The sequence below is a fragment of the Nocardia sp. XZ_19_369 genome (assembly GCF_015355715.1).
Taxonomy (GTDB): domain Bacteria; phylum Actinomycetota; class Actinomycetes; order Mycobacteriales; family Mycobacteriaceae; genus Nocardia.
In genome coordinates this window covers 632,140-648,168 of sequence record NZ_JACVED010000002.1, presented here as the reverse complement: position 1 = coordinate 648,168, position 16,029 = coordinate 632,140, and the positions used below count along the sequence as shown (strand labels likewise).

At 67.6% G+C, this 16,029-nt stretch carries 15 protein-coding genes; 4 read left to right on the top strand and 11 right to left on the bottom strand.

From position 1 onward, the window contains the following. Positions 1–55 precede the first annotated feature (55 nt). The 3 genes from IBX18_RS08945 to IBX18_RS08935 form a co-directional block, all read right to left on the bottom strand. Positions 56–1,069, bottom strand: a complete 1,014-nt coding sequence (locus IBX18_RS08945) for an LLM class flavin-dependent oxidoreductase (protein WP_194833255.1) — start codon at positions 1,067–1,069, stop codon at positions 56–58. 20 nt (positions 1,070–1,089) lie between these two features. Then, positions 1,090–1,383, bottom strand: coding sequence for a helix-turn-helix transcriptional regulator (locus IBX18_RS08940; protein WP_246180642.1), 294 nt, complete (start codon positions 1,381–1,383; stop codon positions 1,090–1,092). A gap of 440 nt (positions 1,384–1,823) precedes the next feature. After that, on the bottom strand, positions 1,824–3,260 hold the full coding sequence (locus IBX18_RS08935; RefSeq protein WP_194833254.1) for a M14 family zinc carboxypeptidase: 1,437 nt from the start codon (positions 3,258–3,260) through the stop codon (positions 1,824–1,826). Between the two features lie 49 nt (positions 3,261–3,309). Between IBX18_RS08935 and IBX18_RS08930 the strand changes: the two genes are divergently transcribed. Then, positions 3,310–3,915, top strand: coding sequence for a TetR/AcrR family transcriptional regulator (locus tag IBX18_RS08930; RefSeq protein ID WP_194833253.1), 606 nt, complete (start codon positions 3,310–3,312; stop codon positions 3,913–3,915). Between the two features lie 13 nt (positions 3,916–3,928). Here IBX18_RS08930 and IBX18_RS08925 read toward each other — a convergent pair whose 3' ends face one another. Further along, positions 3,929–5,128 (bottom strand): diguanylate cyclase, encoded by a 1,200-nt coding sequence (locus tag IBX18_RS08925; RefSeq protein ID WP_228540610.1) that lies wholly within the window; start codon positions 5,126–5,128, stop codon positions 3,929–3,931. Between the two features lie 195 nt (positions 5,129–5,323). Further along, the gene (locus IBX18_RS08920) at positions 5,324–5,854 is read right to left on the bottom strand and encodes a CGNR zinc finger domain-containing protein (protein ID WP_194833251.1); all 531 of its coding nucleotides are present in this window, start codon (positions 5,852–5,854) and stop codon (positions 5,324–5,326) included. Positions 5,855–5,892: 38 nt separating this feature from the next. Here IBX18_RS08920 and IBX18_RS08915 point away from each other — a divergent pair, with 38 nt between their 5' ends. After that, the gene (locus IBX18_RS08915) at positions 5,893–6,882 is read left to right on the top strand and encodes a DMT family transporter (RefSeq protein ID WP_194833250.1); all 990 of its coding nucleotides are present in this window, start codon (positions 5,893–5,895) and stop codon (positions 6,880–6,882) included. Here the strand turns inward: IBX18_RS08915 and IBX18_RS08910 are convergent. Then, positions 6,852–7,820 (bottom strand): endonuclease/exonuclease/phosphatase family protein, encoded by a 969-nt coding sequence (locus tag IBX18_RS08910; RefSeq protein ID WP_306796200.1) that lies wholly within the window; start codon positions 7,818–7,820, stop codon positions 6,852–6,854. The two genes, IBX18_RS08915 and IBX18_RS08910, sit on opposite strands and share 31 nt — an antisense overlap. A 67-nt stretch (positions 7,821–7,887) precedes the next feature. Next, positions 7,888–9,120: an aromatic acid/H+ symport family MFS transporter gene (locus IBX18_RS08905; protein ID WP_194833249.1), complete on the bottom strand. Its 1,233-nt coding sequence runs from the start codon at positions 9,118–9,120 to the stop codon at positions 7,888–7,890. Positions 9,121–9,459: 339 nt separating this feature from the next. Between IBX18_RS08905 and IBX18_RS08900 the strand changes: the two genes are divergently transcribed. After that, a complete protein-coding gene (locus IBX18_RS08900; protein WP_194833248.1) occupies positions 9,460–11,385 on the top strand; it encodes an ABC transporter ATP-binding protein in 1,926 nt (641 codons plus the stop codon). On the opposite strand, the gene IBX18_RS08895 is transcribed toward IBX18_RS08900, so the two are convergent. Together IBX18_RS08895 and IBX18_RS08890 are read right to left on the bottom strand one after the other, a co-directional pair. After that, positions 11,386–11,784 carry a helix-turn-helix transcriptional regulator gene (locus IBX18_RS08895; RefSeq protein WP_194833247.1) on the bottom strand — a complete coding sequence of 133 codons (399 nt, stop codon included), beginning with the start codon at positions 11,782–11,784 and terminating at the stop codon, positions 11,386–11,388. It abuts the gene before it with no gap. Further along, positions 11,784–12,440 carry an SRPBCC family protein gene (locus tag IBX18_RS08890; RefSeq protein ID WP_194833246.1) on the bottom strand — a complete coding sequence of 219 codons (657 nt, stop codon included), beginning with the start codon at positions 12,438–12,440 and terminating at the stop codon, positions 11,784–11,786. Before IBX18_RS08890 ends, IBX18_RS08895 begins: the two co-directional genes overlap by 1 nt. Positions 12,441–12,638: 198 nt before the next feature. Between IBX18_RS08890 and IBX18_RS08885 the strand changes: the two genes are divergently transcribed. After that, the gene (locus tag IBX18_RS08885; protein ID WP_194833245.1) at positions 12,639–13,883 is read left to right on the top strand and encodes a CdaR family transcriptional regulator; all 1,245 of its coding nucleotides are present in this window, start codon (positions 12,639–12,641) and stop codon (positions 13,881–13,883) included. On the opposite strand, the gene IBX18_RS08880 is transcribed toward IBX18_RS08885, so the two are convergent. After that, a complete protein-coding gene (locus tag IBX18_RS08880) occupies positions 13,864–15,531 on the bottom strand; it encodes a heme peroxidase family protein (protein WP_194833244.1) in 1,668 nt (555 codons plus the stop codon). The two genes, IBX18_RS08885 and IBX18_RS08880, sit on opposite strands and share 20 nt — an antisense overlap. 314 nt (positions 15,532–15,845) lie before the next feature. Beyond that, positions 15,846–15,998 carry a hypothetical protein gene (locus IBX18_RS08875; RefSeq protein WP_186818197.1) on the bottom strand — a complete coding sequence of 51 codons (153 nt, stop codon included), beginning with the start codon at positions 15,996–15,998 and terminating at the stop codon, positions 15,846–15,848. Positions 15,999–16,029: the final 31 nt, after the last annotated feature.

Here is a 16,029-nt window from a genome sequence, read left to right as displayed (position 1 = left end):
ATATCCTTTGGTGGACAGGGTGTTCCAACGCACGGTAACGGTGGAACGCGCAGAATCAGCCGATAACCCGCTCGGGTGCAGCCGCGGCCATCGCGGCGCCGGTCAGCTCGACCGAGCGCAGCCGGTCCTCGATCTGCGTGGCCTGGTGGGTCAGGATCAGCTCGTCGGCCTGGATCGAGGCGGCGAAATCGTCGAGGTACGAGCGGACTTCGTCGGGTGTGCCGACGGCGGTGTACTGGGTCATCGAGGCGAGCTGGCGACCGTTCGGCGAGGCGAGGAACGCGTCGATCTCCTCGTCGGTGTAGCGGACATCCGCGGCACCTCGCTTGATCATCATGCGCGCCCGCGCGCGGTAGGCAATTGTCTTCTGCGCCACCGCGTCGTCGGTGTCGTCCGCGGCGAACACATTGACGCCGGCCATCACGTACGGCTCGGCCAGCTGCTCGGACGGCCGGAAGCTGTCGCGGTAGACGGCGACCGCCTGATGCAACGCGTCCGGCGCGAAGTGTGACGCGAAGGCGTACGGCAGGCCCAGCTGCGCGGCGAGCTGCGCACCGAACAGCGACGAACCCAGGATGTACAGCGGCACAACCCCTTCCGCGCGCGGCACCGCCTGCACGCCGGGCACCCGCGACCGCCCCGTCAGGTAACCCTGAAGTTCGAGCACATCCTGCGGAAACGAGTCCGCCGACGACGGGTTGCGGCGCAGCGCGAGCATGGTCTTCTGATCACTGCCCGGCGCGCGGCCGAGCCCGAGGTCGATGCGCCCGGGAAACAGCGTCTCCAGCGTGCCGAACTGTTCCGCGATCACCAGCGGCGAGTGGTTGGGCAGCATGATGCCGCCGGAGCCGAGCCGGATGGTGTCGGTGTGCGCCGCGACGTATCCGATCAGCACGCTCGTGGCGCTGGAGGCGATCGAGCCCATGTTGTGGTGTTCGGCGTACCAGACACGTCGATAGCCACTCCGTTCGGCAGCCTGCGCCAAGGCGACGCTGTTGCCGAAACTGTCGCGCGCGGACTGGCCGGGCGCGATCGACGCCAGGTCGAGGATGGACAGAGCAGTCGACATAGGAGGTTGCCTTTCGTAGGTCAGAGAACGCGGTGCAGTTGTTCGGTGAAGGCGCGGATGCGGGCGTCGTCGCGGCGGTAGTAGATCCACTGCCCGCGCCGGGTCGCGCTGAGAAACCCGGCGCGCTGCAGGATCGCCAGATGCGCCGACATGGTCGAGGCCGACGTCCCGGCCTTCTGCTGGATGAGGCCGACGCACACGCCCAGCTCAGCCGTCTCGTCTGCGCGTTCCGGGAAATGCACGTCCGGCTCCTTGAGCCACTCCAGCACGCGCAACCGCGTCTCGTTCGCCAGCGCCTTGCACTCGTCGAGCACACTCACCACCCTTCGGCATTTCGCTAATTAACGAACTTACGCCGCATCCCCGCGCCCGGCACCATGACGCTGCTCACTCGCCACAGCCGACACACTGCCCTACCTCCGCCGCGCTGTCGCCCACCCGAGCGCAACACCCCGCTCCTTGCCCCACTCCCTGCGCTACACCGAACGTCCGTCGCGCAACCTGGTCGCCGCCGTGACGATCGCACCCGCCCGAACCGCTACCAACCGTTGGAACGGCACCGGCTCACCCGGCACCAAGACGCTGCTCACGCACCAACCGGACCTACCTCGGGCATCAGACCGAACGTCCGTCGCGCAACCTGGTCGCCGCAGTGACGATCGCGCCCGCCTGAACCGCCACCAACCATTCCAGCGGCACCGGCTCACCCGGCACCAGGACGCTGCTCACGCACCAACCGGACCTACCTCGGGCATCAGACCGGACGTCCGTCGCGCAACCTGGTCGCCGCAGTGACGATGGCACCCGCCTGAATCGCCACCAACCGTTCCAGCGGCACCGCCTCACCCGGAGCATTGCGCTCGACATCGGCACTCCAACCGTCGAATATCGCACCGACCCGGGCCCTTTCGACCGCCAGCGACGGGTCGCGCTGCACCTCCTCGTAGAGCAACCGCAGCAGCATCCCCCCGGCGCGCAAGCGCTGCGCCGCGACCCAGATGTACTCCTCGATGAAGATCTCGCCCAGCGTTGCGCGGCGGTCCTGATCCGCGGCCCCGTCCCGCTCCGCGGCCAGCTCGCCTAGTCCCGAGGCCATACTCCGCAACGCCCGTTCGAACGGACTACGGCCGGTCAACCGGTCCCCCAACCCATCGAGCACCCCGGTCACCAGCGCGGCGATCTCACGGTAAGCCGTTGCGGTGGAACGCATTACGTCGTTCCATGCCCGTTCGCTCGGCGTCTGGTCGTCGATCCGCGGATCTGTCCAGAGCGGCAACTCGCTCACCAGCACCGCCGTCCCGTAGGGCGCCGCATAATCCAGGCTGCCCCCGCCGCCGATCCCCGCCACCGGATCCACCCCGACCGCGAGCCAGGCGTCGGCCATCTTCGCGAACGTCGGCAGCTCGAAAACCCCTTCCGCCCAACGGGCTCCGCCGGGCGCATCCGGCTCCCCCTGATGCCGCGGCACGTCCGCGTCGTCCAGCAACTGGACCAGCGCCGACCAGTAGTCGGCGTCCCCGCCGGAGCAATAGAAGAAGCCACCACCGAAGTCGCCATTGTGCAGCGACGCGATCAGCGCGGGCCGGGTGCGATCGATCAGCGTCATCAGCGCCCGCGTCTCCGGCATCGGCACCCCGACTTCCCGGTCCCGCCAGGTGATGGGGAAACACCACTCCGGCTGCTCGGGCCCGGCCGGACGGTAGAACTCGCGCGCCACAGCGGTCCGGGTGCGCGGTCCGGCGAACCACTTCTCGTTGAGCCGCGTCCCATCCGGGTCCACGCATGGCACGAAATGCCAAGTGGCACCGAGGGTGTCCGCTTCGCCACGAGCCAACCGGCCGAGCAGATGCCGGATCGTCGCCATGCCGATCGGCTCGTTCGGATGCGGGTTGCCGAACACCACCAGGTGCCGCTCCCCCGACCCCACCCGAACCTCGCGGATCGGATCCCCGCCGCGCGACCGCCCGATCTCCTCGACGGCGACCATGGCGGGGTGCGCGACGACCAACTCGTCTACGAACCTGTTGAGCTCGTCCACCGTCGGAAACGCGTCGATCCGGTCGACCGGCCCGACGATCCTCGCCACCTCGTCCACAACCTGCACCGCGCCACGCCCACAACCTGCCGTCACCGCCGCGCCCAGCCCCGCCACCAGGGCGAACAGTCCGCGCCGCTCGAGTTCAACCATCATGCCTCTTTCGATAATCTGATTATTTCAATAATGAGATTATCATCAGCTCATGCGACGTGCAGAGATCCGGGAGCACAACCGGGCAGCCCTGATCACGGCGGCTATCACCGAGATCGCCGCCCACGGCTACCAGTCCGCCCGCCTCGGCGATATCGCCGACCGCGCGGGCTTGACCACGGGTGCGATCTACTCGATCTTCGGCAGCAAACAAGCGCTGCTCTTCGCCGCGATCCACCGGATCGTCGCGGAACATCACGACACCTTCCGTCCACTGACCGACCCCGACCTGCCCCTCAACGAGGTGCTGCGCGGCTACGCGGCCGCAGTCCTCGACGCCGCGGCGGAGAACCGGGCCCGCGAGTATTTCGCGTTCGAACTGGAAGCCATGGCCGCCACCCTCCGCGACCCACAGCTGCGGTCGGACGTGGACGAGCAGGTCCCCAGCAATCTCGACCTGCTGAAGGAACTGCTCACCGACCACCCGATCGATCAGGCCGACGGACCGAGGACGACCGCCGCGCAGGTGGCCCGACTGGCGCCCGCGGTGCATGCGCTGATGAGCGGGTTCGCGCAACACGCGATCGTTGAGCCCGCCGGGGTCGACCGCGACTACGTGAACGAGTCCCTCATCGCACTACTGACACTCGTCGAATGACCGAAATACCTTCCTAGACAGGCGGTCTCATCGACTCAGTGGACTCGCCGACGTCATCGCAGATCATTGTCGGCAGGATTTCCGGCACCCCGGCGACCTTGCGCCGCGGCCTGCTCAGCGACTCGTCCTTGCCGGCGACCGCCACCGCGTTGCCACCCCGTCGCTTCGCCCGATACATCGCCGAATCCGAACTCCGCAGCAGCCGACGGAAGGTACTCGCGGTGTACGGATCACCGTCGAGGACCGCGACGCCGACGCTCGCGGTGATCCGCACCGGCAGATCGGGCATGGTCTCGATCGCCCGGCGCAGCCGCTCGCCGAGCGCGGCCGCGTCCTCGCGCAAGCACCCGACGACCACGAACTCCTCGCCACCGGTGCGCGCGAGCAAGGCATCGGCATCGACCACTTCGCGTAACCGTTGCGCGGTCCGCGTCAGCACCTCGTCGCCGAACGGATGGCCGAAGGTGTCGTTGACGGCTTTGAACCGGTCCATGTCCAGCGTCGCGACGTAGGCCGACCCGCCGCGGCAGTGCACGAGGTGCGCCGAGAGGTGGGCGTCGAGCCCGCGCCGGTTCAGCAGCGCGGTGAGCGGGTCCGACAACGCGTCGGCCCGCAGCAGCCAGTGGCAGAACTGCACGAAGGGCAGCATCACGCCGACCACGACGAGCATGACCAGGATGACCGCGAGGCCGAGGGCGAGATCCTCTTTCCGATGGTCCCCATCCGGATGCCCGGCGGCTGCCAATGTCCCGTTCACCATCAGTGCCGCCAGCACGATGCTCGTCAACAACGTCCAACCGATGTGCAGAGCCAGAATTCGCGGGCCATGGAATACGGTCACATACGCACCCATCGCCGTCAGCAGCACCACACCCAAAACTCCGATGACACGGTCGTGCACCAGCAAATCATTGGCGGTGGTGTCGATATCGAAAAGCACAATCCAGGCGAGCGATTCGCGCTCGCGTGGCCACGGCAGAAACCACCACCGCAAAGTCCATGCCCCCGCGACGGTCGCCTCGACGCCGCCTTGCACCTGCCCGACCCACCCGGCGACGTCACCCTGCGCCACCGACGCGAGCACCGCGATCAACAGCATGACCAGCCCACCCGCACCGAGCATGAACTTGAATCGACCGAGCGCACCGTGCGATTCGAAGGTCTCGACCAGGGCACGGTAATCGACCGGGTCCCGCCACCATGTTCGAAACATCGATCGATCGCCGGTCAATGAATACCGCCCTTGGTCGACTACGGACCCGAGCGTCAGCCCGGGATCCCCCTGGTCATCCAGCTTGGCGTGCTAATCGACATTAAGACGGTCCAGCAAATCGTGCAATGTGAGATCGGCACACTACCGATTTCGATACGACCGGCCTATCCTGACAGCCGTTTTCGCGGGTCGCGATCATTTCTTCCGCGCGCGGTAGGCCGCGACGGCATTGCGGTTTCCGCAGGTGGTGCTGCAATAACGCCGTGAGCGGTTGCGCGACAGGTCCAGCACGAGACCCTCGCACGTACTGTCCGCACAGACCGACAGCCGGCTGAGCTCGTCCGAGCGGATCAGATCGATCATCGCCATCGCGGTCTCGACGGCGATCCGGACCGGCAGCGGCGCCGCCGAGGGCACCGCGTGAATGTGGTAATCGACATCGCCGTGCCGGACGAGCTGCGGCACCGCCCGATGCTCCGCCAGCGTTTCGTTCACCAGCCGGGTCGCGGTATCGCGGTCGCTGGTGAGCATCCGGCGCAGCGGCGCCCGCAGTGCCCGCACCTGCGCGAGCTCCGCCGCGTCGCCGGCGTGCACGCCGGTGTAGATGTGCTTGACGAAAAACTCTGCGAGCTGGTCGATTTCGGTCAGCGTGTCCGGCTCCTCCGCCGAGTTCACCAGCTCCACCGCGGCCATCAGCGCCGCCTCGGTGTCATGAGCAAAAGTCATGTTGACATATTACATGCACCCCCATACCGTCATTACCCATGGCTACGATGACTCATGACACGGCCGCTCAGCGGCTGAAATCCGGACTGATCCTCGCGGTGCTGTCCGCCTCGTCGTTCGGACTCTCCGGCCCGCTGGCCCGCGGCTTGATGAACGCGGGCTGGAGCGCCGCCTCCGTGGTGGCGATCCGAGTGCTGCTGGCCGCCGCAGTCCTCTTGCCGATCGCGGTGGCGCAGTTGCACGGCGAATGGCAGCTGTTGCGCCGCAACGCCTTCCTGATCACCGCGTACGGCTTGATGGCCGTCGCCGGTACCCAGCTCGCGTACTTCAACGCCGTCGCGCACATGGAAGTCGGGGTGGCGCTTCTCATCGAATACACCGCCCCGATCGCCGTGGTCGGCTGGTTGTGGCTGCGGCACCGCCAACGCCCGGGTGCCGCGACGGTCGCCGGTGCCGCGCTCGGGATCACCGGCTTGTTCCTGGTCATCGACCTGCGTTCCGGCATGACCACCAGCTGGGTCGGCCTCGCGTGGGCGCTGGCCGCCATGGTCGGCGCGGCGGGCTACTTCGTGCTCTCCGCACAGGGCGACGGCACGCTACCGGGCACCGTGCTCGCCGCCGGCGGACTCCTCATCGGTGGACTCGGCCTGCTGGCCGCGGGCGCGGTCGGCATCGTCCCGCTGCACGCGACCACGAATCCTGTTGTCTTCCAAAGCTTCACCGTCGCCTGGTGGCCGCCGGTGCTCGCACTCGGCACGGTGACCGCGGCGCTCGCCTACGTCTCCGGCATCGCCGCGACCCGCCTGCTCGGCTCCCGTCTAGCCTCGTTCGTTGCCCTCTTCGAGGTACTCGCCGCACTGATCTTCGCCTGGGCGTTGCTCGGCGAGGCGCCGCGGCTCATCCAATTGCTCGGCGGCGCACTGATTCTGTTCGGCGTGGTGGTGGTCCGGCGTGGTGAGCTGAATGCCGAACCCGTAGGCGAATTCAGTCCCGAGGGTCAGGTGCTCGACGACGCTCCGCGCAGTTGAAGCCGCGCGACCAGGGCGCGATGGTCGGCACCGGGCAGCCCCACGGTCTGCACCGCGACCGCGCGACCGCCGGCGATCAGGATGTGGTCGATGCCGACCAGCGGCGGGAAACGCTTGTCGGTCGGGTAGGTGACCAAGTGGCCGGCACCCGCCTGCTCCGCGGCGTCGCCGAACCGTCCGGACAACATCGTGCGGTACTGCGCGTGGTCGAAGGTCGCGTTGAAGTCCCCGCCGACGATGGCCGGCCGGTTCGCCGGTGTTCGCTCGAGAATCTCGTGCAGCCGGGACAGCTCATCGGCCCACACCTGCGTGCCGTACACGGGTGGTACCGGATGGAAGGCGAACACCGACACCGGGCCGACGTCCGGAATGGTTGCCGTGGCCGAGATCTGGTTCAGCACGAATCCGTCGTACTCGACGGTGTCCGTCAGCGGGTAGCTGCTCCATATTCCGGTCCCGGTCGCGGTCCGTCCCGGCGACAGGTACCAGTGCGGCAGCAGCTGATCCAGTCCGGCCCGGCCGAGATCCTCGACCGCCGACGGTGTGAGCTCGTTGACGGTGAGCACCGCGATGTTGCGGGCCCGTACCTCATCGACCAGTGCCCGCGGATCTGCGCCGTCGAACAGCAGATTCGCCTGCATCGCCGACACACTGTGCTCGCCGGCCTCGCCCGAGCCACCGACATAGAGCGGAGCCTGCGTCCACAGCGCGCCGGCCAGCACCACGACCGCGACTGCCGCACCGATCCAATACCGCGTGGCGGCGAACGCCACCGCACCGAGCAACGCACACGCCATCAGGTAGGGCGCACCCGAAGCCGCCAAGACCAGCAACTCGAACCCCGACCGGCTGAAGTGCAAGCCGATCCCGGCGACCCCGGCCAGCGTGGCACTCCAGGCGAGCAGGTGCACACCGACCCGAATCCTTTTCGACTTCACACCCGACAACCAAACACGAGCTCATAGCCGCTGGCCAATAGCCGATGCCGCTGGACTCGGGTCGCTGTCACACCGTGCGTTCGCCCAAGCGAGCCTGCTCGACGGGTTCGATGGGGCCCAGGCCATCGATGGAGGTACGTGGGACCGCGGCCATGGCCAGCAGACCGATCGCGGCGACCGCAGCGAAAAGGTAGAAGCCCCAAGGGTTTGCGGAACCGACGACGATCAGCCAGCCGGTGATCGTCGGCCCGAAGATCGCGCCGAGACGGCCGACACCCGAGGCGAGTCCCAGCGCGGTGGCCCGAATTTCGGCCGGATAGGCCTGCGTCACGTAGGCGTAGATGAGCACCTGCGCGGAGAAGACGAAGATGCCGGTGACCAGCACCAATCCGTTGAGCAGCACCGTGCTCGCAATCTTGATACTGAGCAGCGCCAGGAACACCGCCGCCGCACCGAACCACACCAGCACCGTCGGTTTGATGCCCCGCCGGTCAGCGAGCGTCCCTGCCGTCAGCAGGCCGATCACCGCGCCGATGTTCAACATCAACAACATCGTCAGCGAGGTCGACATGTTGTACCCGGCATCACGCATCAGCTTCGGCAGCCAGGTGTTCAACCCGTAGACAAGCAGCAGCCCCATGAATGATCCGACCCAAACACCCAGCGTCGCACGCAGATACAACGGCTTCAGCAACACCGCGGGCCGCACGCGGGTGGGCGCGTCCTTGGCCGCGAGGAACGCCGCCGACTCCGGCAGCTTGATCCAGACCACCGGCACCAGCACGAACCCCGCCACGCCGCCCAGATAGAACAGCGGCTCCCAGCGCGGAACGAGCTGGAGCGCGAGCAGCGCGGCGATCACCGCTCCGACGTGGTAGCCGGTCATGGTGATCGTGCTCGCGAAGGCCCGGCGGGACGCGGGCATATGCTCGGCCATCAAGGTCAGCGCGGTCGGCATACACGCGCCGAGCCCGATTCCGGCGATCAGCCGGAACGTCGCGAACACGCCGACCGATCCGGCCAGCGGTATCACCGCGGTGAACAGCGAGAACAACGCGATCGAGCCGAGCAGCATCCATCGGCGCCCGTAGCGATCGGTCACCGGCCCCGACCCGGTGGCCCCGATGGCGACGCCCACCAGCGACATGGTCGCGGCGAAAGTCGCACTGGCAGCGGTGAATCCGAGGTGATGCTGATCGATGAGGGTGGGAATGACGGCCCCGAGTACGACGAGGTCATATCCCTCCAGCAGCACGGTCAGCCAGCAGAGCATTGCGGGCCACGACAGCAACTTGTTCATAGCAGTGTCCGATTCTGTTATGCAGTTGTGACTGTCATCACGCTACCTCGGATCGGCGGCGAGCACCCCCGTAAGTCGCAGAGCCGCAACATTATTCGGTGGTACTACGCTGACCTGCGTTCTCGTACAGCGATACGCGGCGCAGGCTCACCGGTTCGCCATAGGAGCCCGAGGCCATGCTGCCCGGGCTCGCGGTCTCTGTCGGCCGGGCATGCCGCACTACCAGCCTCGAGCGGTGGCCCGACCCGAACCGCGTTCCACCGCAAATAATCCCGTGCATTTCCGCGACGCCGGCGCGAGTCTGTAGGGCGTACGCCAGCAGGCACAGGAGGGGACCCGATGGCCGCAGCAACCACCGCACCACCCCTCGTCGGCATCGACGAGATGACCACACCGACCTGGATGACGGTGGACAAGCAGGTCGCCGAGGCCGGAATCTGGCGGACCTTACGGGCGCTACCAGCAGGCGCACGAGTGGTGACCGGCCTGGCCTGGCAGGCCTCCCGCCGCCTGACCTTGCTCACCGCACTCCTGTCCATAGCCGGCGGATTCGCGACCGCGGTCGGCTTGCTGGCCACCGCCGACGTGCTGACCACGCTGCTCGCCCAGGGACCGACCGCGCAGCGCGTGGTGGCGGCATTGCCCGCGGTCGGCTCGGTGGTGGCCGCCCTCGCGGCACGCGCCCTGCTCGAAAGCGGCTCCGCCACAGCGGAAGCGCTGTTGAAACCCCGGGTCGAGCAGCAAGCGCGGGACAAGGCGCACACCGCGATCGCCCGGGTAGAACTGATCGCCTTCGAGGACAGCGAGTACGCCGACCTGATCCGCCAGGGCTTGCAACGCGGCATGGGCAGCATCGCCCACTGCGTCGACGCGATCACCGGCGTGGCCGGTTCGCTCATCCACGTCTGTGCCGCGGTGGCCACGGCGGCGGTGCTGCATCCGTTGCTCGCGCCGCTGGTGCTGTTGGCTGTCGCCCCGGACATGTGGGCGTCGGCCCGCGCCGCGAAGCTGTCCTACCAGTCCTATATCCGCATCATGACCAGCCATCTGCGGACGTCCATCGCCAGCGACCTGTTGTCCGACCGGGACACCGCGGCCGAGCTGCGCGCGTGCACCGCGGGCCCGGCCCTGCTCACCGAGTACCGGCGGATCAGCCAGCAGATCACCGACGAGACGAGCCGGGTCGAGTTGGCCAGGGCGCGCGTGCGTCTGGTGGGGCGCACGATCGCCGGGATCGGCACCGGCATCGCCTTCGGCACGCTCGGCCTGCTGCTCTACCTCGGCGAGCTACCCCTGGCCATGGCGGGCACTGCGGTGGTGGCGATGCGGATGGCGTCGGCCGCGTTGTCGCAGACCATGATCGGGGTCAACAGCCTCTACGAGAACACCCTCTACCTCGAGTTCTACGGCAACCTGCTCGACCAGACCGAGCGACGCACCCGCCCACCAGCAGAGCTCCACGCCCCTGCCGACCCACACGAGATCAGTTTGCGCTCGGCGTCTTTCACTTATCCCGGCCAGAAGGAGCCCGCGCTGCACGAGGTCGACCTGACCATCCGCCGCGGTCAGATCATCGCATTGGTCGGCGAGAACGGCTCCGGCAAGAGCACCATGGCCAAGCTGATCACCGGCCTCTACCTGCCGACGCAAGGTCAGATCTGCTGGGACGGCATCGATCTGGCCACCGTCGATGAGCAGTCGATCTACCGGCAGGTCGCGATGGTCATGCAGGATCCGGCCCGCTGGCCGATGACGGCGCGGGACAACATCCGCATCGGCCGGATCGAACGCGCCGACCCGGACGGCCTCGTACTCGCCTCGGCGGCAAGGGAATCCGGTGCGGACGTCGTCATCGACGAGCTGCCCTACGGCGAGCACACGGTGCTGTCCCGGCAATTCAGCAAGGGCCGCGACCTCTCCGGCGGCCAGTGGCAGCGGATCAGCGTGGCCCGCGGGCTCTACCGGGACGCACCCATCCTGGTGGCCGACGAACCGACCGCCGCCATGGACGCCCGCGCCGAACACGCGGTCTTCCAGTCCCTGCAACACCTCAGCCGCGGCAACGGCCGCAGCGCGGCCAACCGCACCACCATCCTGATCACCCACCGGCTGGCCAACATTCGGCATGCCGACCGCATCATCGTGTTGGACCACGGCCGGATCGTGGAGGAAGGCACGCACACCGAACTCATGGCGAAGGACGGGACCTACGCTCAGTTGTTCGGCCTGCAAGCCGCCGCCTACCAGCTCGAATCGAGCAGCTGATCAGGCCTGGCGAGCGTCCCGCTCGGTGACGTCCCGGCCGGGTTCGGCCGCCCGCCGAGCACGCCGACCGCGGGCGACCTCGGTGGCGAGGGCGTCGAGCGGCTGGGCGAACTGTGCCAGCTGATCCGTCAGCGCCGACAGCCACAACTGGGCCACCTCGACACCGGCGGCGTCCAGGGCATAGACCCGGCGCGTGCCTTCCGCGCGCACGCGCACCAGCCCGGCATCGCGCAGCACCTTGAGATGCTGCGAGACGCCGGGCTGCGAGATCCGGGTAAACCCTTGCACGGCAGCGACAACCGTGCCCGCCGGCTGTTCGCCGGCGGCTACGAGCTCGAGGATGTAGCGGCGCACGGGGTCACCGAGCGCCTCGAAGATCTTTTCCGGAGCAGAGGTCATCAGGACTGCGCGCTGTCCTCGGGCTCGACGGTGTAGAAGGTGATCGTCCGCTCGGCGGCTTCGCGCGCGGCGGCCGGGTCGTCGCCTGCCTCGATGGCCGCGTTCGCCCAGTCGGAGCCTGCCGCCCGCACGAACGTGATCCCCTCGGGGGTCGTCGGAAAGGCCAGCCCCTCGGCCGGGTCCACCGCCGCCCCGCTGGACAGATGCAGACCCAGCGCCATCAACGCCAGATCCCAGCCGACGCCGACCGCACCCGGACCGTACTGGCCCCAGAACTCGGGATCGACCGGCGCCTCGTGCGCCAGTTCCAGCACGGTGCCCTCGTCGCCGGGCGCGAGGTCGACCGTCACCCACGACACCTGCGGGCCCATCTCCCAGGTCAGGGCGAGCCGTCGCGGCGCCTCGCACTCCTCGACCACGCCCCCCGCATTGCCCTCCAGCTGGTATTTGCCACCGACTTTCAGGTCACCACTGATCGGCAGGAACCAGCGCGGCAGCCGTTCGGCGTTGGTCAGCGCGTCCCACAGATCGTTCTGATCGGTGGCGTAGGTGCGGCGCGCGACGGCGATCTTGGTCGGCGCGCCGTCCCGGGATCCATTGCGGACCTCGCGAACCATCAGCCCGGCGATGCCGGCGGGATCGGTGAGCAGGGGCATAGCATCCTCCTTTTATAAGTTTCCACTTATACTAGCGACACTGCCGAGCTCCCGCCACCCCGCCCTTGCTGTGACCGATCACAGCTACCGCGACGCCGGGCCCGCGTGTTCTCACAAGTTCGCCGGTAACCTTCTCCGACCACCAGCGCGTAGTTAATGTGAACCAGCTACATAGCTATTGCTGACAAAGGAGTTGTCATGGCTATCGACAGTCCGCTACGGCCGAATCTGACGATCTCCGGGCAACCCATGTCCACCCCCTTACGCGACGTCAGAGCCCTGTCCCGGCAGATGGTCGGCCACTTCGTCGAGAACGTCGTGCCCTGCGGGACGCTGCCCGGCGAGGCGATCTACGGCGACATCACCACCATCACCCGGGTGTGCCTGGAACTGGCCGCCAGCATGCTGGACGGGCAGAACATCCCGGAAAAGGTGGAGAAGCTCGAGGAGGCCGCCGCCGGTTGGGCCCGCGAGGGTGTCCCGATCGACGCGATCCACGACGCCATTCACGCGGGCTTCAAGATGGGCGTCGACCTGGTCGTCTCGAAGCTGACGGCCAAGGACTTCGACACCTTCGTCGACAGCTCCAAAACGAACATCGAGATCCTGCACACGCTCACCTCGGCCATCTCCCGCGCCTACTTCCGGGAACTGCGCGCCGTCGTCAGCGAGCACCACACGGCGGTGCACACGCTGACCTCCGCACTGCTCGGCGGGCGGCCGACGTCGACCATGGCGCGCGAGTGCGGCGTCGCCATCGCCGAGTCCTATGTGGTGCTGGCGGTGTCGATTCCACGCCACCGCGACGAGCACAACCCGGCCCTGGACACCCAGGTCGTCGCCCGCCGCAAGCTGCGCCGCACCCAGGCCGAGCTGGCCGCCCGCTGCGGCGGCAGTGCGCTGTCACTGCTCAGCATCGATGGCGGCACCATCCTGCTGCCCGCCGGCCAGCACAGCGACGAGGAACTCGACGAGCTCGTCGCGGGCCTGTCCAGGGCCGCGCAGGTCGGCATCACCGCCGCCCTGGTCGAGTCGGTGCCGGAGCAGATTCCCGGCGCCGTCGATCAAGCCCACGAACTGCTCGACATGGTGCATCGCCTGCACTGCGTCACCGGGCTGTACCGATTCGACGAGCTCGCGCTCGAATACCAGCTCACCCGACCGGGTCCCGGCCGCGAATACCTCGGCGCGGTGCTCACCCCCTTGGACGAGCACACGGAGTTGCTGGAGACGCTGCAGCTGCACATCGCCAACAACCTCAATCGCCAGCGCACCGCCCGCGCCTTGCACGTGCACACCAACACCGTCGACTACCGGCTCAAGCGCATCGGTCAGCTCACCGGCTTCGATCCGTCGCAGCCCTCCGGCCTGTGGTATCTGCGCTCGGCGCTGATCGCGCGCTCGTATCACCCCACCGACGCCGCTAGTCGCCAAGTGGGTTGAGCAGGTCGGCCTTTCCCTCGAAGGCGAACAGCAGCAGGTCGGTCATCCGGAAGGTATTCGCGTCCGGCCCGTACTTGGGGCGCCAGGCCGGATCGCGCACGATCGAGGTGCGGCTGCCCTCGATGGCCCGGTGGAACACCTCCGCCACGATCCGGCCACCGACCGGCCCGAGCAGGCCGTTGCCGAACTCCGCCTCGCGCAACAGGTAGAACCACAGCGGCGTGGCGGCGAGGACAGTGGCGCGCTGCTCGTCGGTGAGCGCGTCGAGTGTGGCGCCCTGGTTGCCGTGCAGGATCTGCTCGGCGCTGAGCGGTTCGACGCCGATGAACTCGGCCATCTGCTGCCCGCTGGCGAGGCGGACCATGTGCGCGCGGGTGAGATTGCGAAATGCCAAGTTGCGGTGGATATTCGGGACCGTGCTGCCGCGGCCACCGAAGGTGCCCGCAGGCAGGTTGACCAGCGGGTCCACCAGCAGGGTATCGACCCGCTTCGTCACGTTGCCGCCGCCGCTCTCGGCGGGCGCCGCGAGATCGGGGCGGTTCGCCTCGGTGAAGTCGAAAAGCCTGCGGAAATCCGCGATCCAGTTGGTCGGCAAGGTATCGACGGTGCCCGAATTGGGATTGTCGAGGTCGGGAATCTGCGAACCGGCCTGGAAATTACCGCTGGTGCCGCTGAAGGTGAACAACTGCAACAGGGTGGCGATCTCGCCGGGACCGGTGCTGTTGAATACCCGATTCCACTGGTAGGTGTCGCGAATCATGCTGTGGCCGATGCGGTATGCCGCGACGGAGAACTCGATCGGCATGGTCGGGCGCAGGCCGCGGCCCGCGTACCCGTCGCCCGGCGCCTCGAAGAACCGCCTGCCCTGCCGGAACACGTCGGCGACGATCGCCGGGTCCACGATGCGCGGCAGGAAATCGTGCACCAGCATCCACTGGTAGTGCCGGACGACCAGCTCACGGGCCGCGCTGAACAACCGTCGCCTGGCCAGGCCCTTGAGCGCCAGTTCCTCGACCACTCGGTTGTGAAAACGGATGAACGCCAGGTGCGTCTGCGCGACCGCGAGGTTCTCGTCGTTGCGGTTGTCCGGAATCAGTGGGCGCCGCCGGTCCGCGCCCGTCCCGCCCGCGCCGCCGAACCGCGGCAGGTCGAAGCCCGTCAGCTCGACTTTCACCCGGTCGTCGGGAAAGTCCGCCGGGGAGGTCGTGCCGACCTTCAGTGTTACGCCGTCCTCGGTGTAACAGACGCGATCGTTCGGGTCCGCCGGTCCCCTGCCGTACACGGAGTCCAAATCCAGTGCGGGAGAACGCCCTTGCATCAACTCGTCGACGGTGACGTCCTCGCCGAGCTGGGCCGAGGTCCGGTCCATGGTGAGATCGTGGTCGACGAACTGGCCGAGATAGGTGAACCCGGCCGGGATCGGCGGCTCGGCCGAATCCGGTTGCGGCACTCGGGCGGTGATCGCGGCGGCCAACGCCGCCCTGGTCGGCTCGTCGGTCGGCGCGCCGACCGGTCCTAGCCGGGAGAAGCGGAACCGGCGCAGTTCCTCGACGGTCAACGGTTGCCGCGTGGTCGGGCGTCCCTGCCAGTCGAATTCGAGCACTCCCTCGCCGACGACGAAGAAGCTGTCAGTACCGTGCTGTTTCATGCGAACCCTCCGAATGGTTCGAAAAGTGATTTCGGACGAATGTCCGCATGACAGCCGCCCCCCGTTTTATCTGTAGTGCTGAGCAGCGCGCTCCCCCGAGCGTCGACCGGTCGGCACGACCGATCGAGTGCGCATGCCTCCGAGCTGGTGAAACGATCAGCTAGGGCAGCCGACCGCCGATGAATTGATCACCCCCCGGAGACCGAACTAGATCGAATACCGGAACAAAATTCCGGACTGCCCCAATATTATCCGAGCATCCATTTCGTGCTCAGCCGTCAATTGTTGGGGCAGTCCGGTAGTAAGCGCACCGATCAGTCCGGTGGTTCCTGGGTGTCGTCGGGCGTGGCCAGGTCCGGAGCGACCTCCCGGGTCGCCATCCCACCCTCGCCACCCTCGTCGCTCGGCCCCGGACGGCCGCCCTTGGGCTCGTCGCGCTCGTCGTCGGTATCTTTCGCACGTGTCATGAGAGACCCCTTTCGTCGTCGCTGCGAACTA